Source organism: Streptococcus sp. GMD4S, from assembly GCF_000296955.1.
On the sequence record NZ_AJRE01000227.1, the window covers coordinates 1 to 1389 of the forward strand.

The 1389-nt window shown below is 37.4% G+C and carries 2 protein-coding genes; both read right to left on the reverse strand.

Annotation, left to right across the window (positions count from 1 at the left end; all coding sequences use genetic code 11):
* A partial coding sequence (locus GMD4S_RS08890) for a class B sortase (protein ID WP_000695089.1) occupies positions 1 to 503 on the reverse strand: 503 nt, incomplete at its 3' end.
* Positions 504 to 519: 16 nt separating this feature from the next.
* Positions 520 to 1389 (reverse strand): DUF7601 domain-containing protein (locus GMD4S_RS08895; RefSeq protein WP_000316592.1); only part of this gene is annotated, 870 nt, incomplete at its 5' end.

Here is a 1389-nt window from a genome sequence, read left to right on the forward strand (position 1 = left end):
TCAAAAAATTCCTTATCAGAAAACTTTGCTACATCTCCAAACATAACCCCATTTTCTACATGGTGTCCGTAGATGATGGTATTAAAGTCTTCGAACTTGGATTCATTTCGAGCCTCAAGGAAAATAGCCCCTGTAGCTGCAAATTCTCCCTTGGAATCCTTGTTCAGGTATTTTTCATTGTCTTTGGCTTGAACTAAGGGATAGTCGATATTGGTGCCATAGACATTGATCCAACCGAGAACCTCTGGATTGACTTGCTGTAGCTTGTGAAAGCCAGAAAAACTAGCAAGCTCATCCTTCTCACTGGTACTAACAGGTCTATAGGCCTCATACTCACTTGATGAAGCCTGAGAATAAACCTGATTGGCATCCCAGAGGGCGTAGAAACCAAAGAGAAAGACTAAGGCTGTCAAGAGGAGCAAGATATGATTCATCAATGCATCTACAGCAAGGACCAGACGCCTAGACAAACTCCTTTTGGGTTTCTCACGCTTGATTTTCATCGGTCAAACCACTTGCTTAAGCTTGTCTGCGTTTTTTAGACAAAACAACAAATCCAGCCAAACCAAGACCAATCATCAAGATGAAAGGAAGGTTGTCAATCAAGAGACCAGTAGGGGTAACGTCTGGTAAGCTATTTGTGATAGTGTTATCGTTTGGTTTTTCACCAATAAGGATACTATCTTGAGTGAAATTTGTAGAAACTGTACCAGCTTGATTTTTTGATGCTCCGTTCTCCTTATATGCAGCTGAAGCTGTGTAACCTTGAGATCCAGTTTCAACCAATTTATAACGAGTACCAGCAGGAATTGTGTCAAACACTAAAGATTGATCGTGACGTAGTGTTATAGTCGTTTCTTGACCATAGACAAATGTTTTTGAGGTTTCACCGATTTTACCAGTGATTGATTGTGAAGTTTCTGTAGATGCTTTTGTGAAAGTAAGCTTGAAAGTGAAATCTTTTGATTTATCTGCAGTAGCACCTGATACAACTTTTTTAATTACTAAAGATTTAGCATTTGGGTCAACTTTTGAAACATTTGGTTTATTAGGGTTTGGTTCATTTGGATCTGTAATTTTACCAGCATTTTTACGATAAATGTTAGTGAAAAGATCATATTTGTAAGTAGTTCCACTTTCAGATGGTTTTACTTTACCATTCACACTTGGGGATACTTGTTTAAAATACACAGAAGAAATATATGTTCCTCCTGTAGTTTTGTTCTTAACAATAACGTGCATTTCATAGTTGCGATTATCATATGTCATAAAATCAATAGGTGAACCATTTTTTTGAATAACTTTCCAACCAACATTTTGTTTTTCAGCAACAGTATAGACATATTCACCAGCATGTGTATAGTTCACTTCTCTAAAAATATCGCCGGT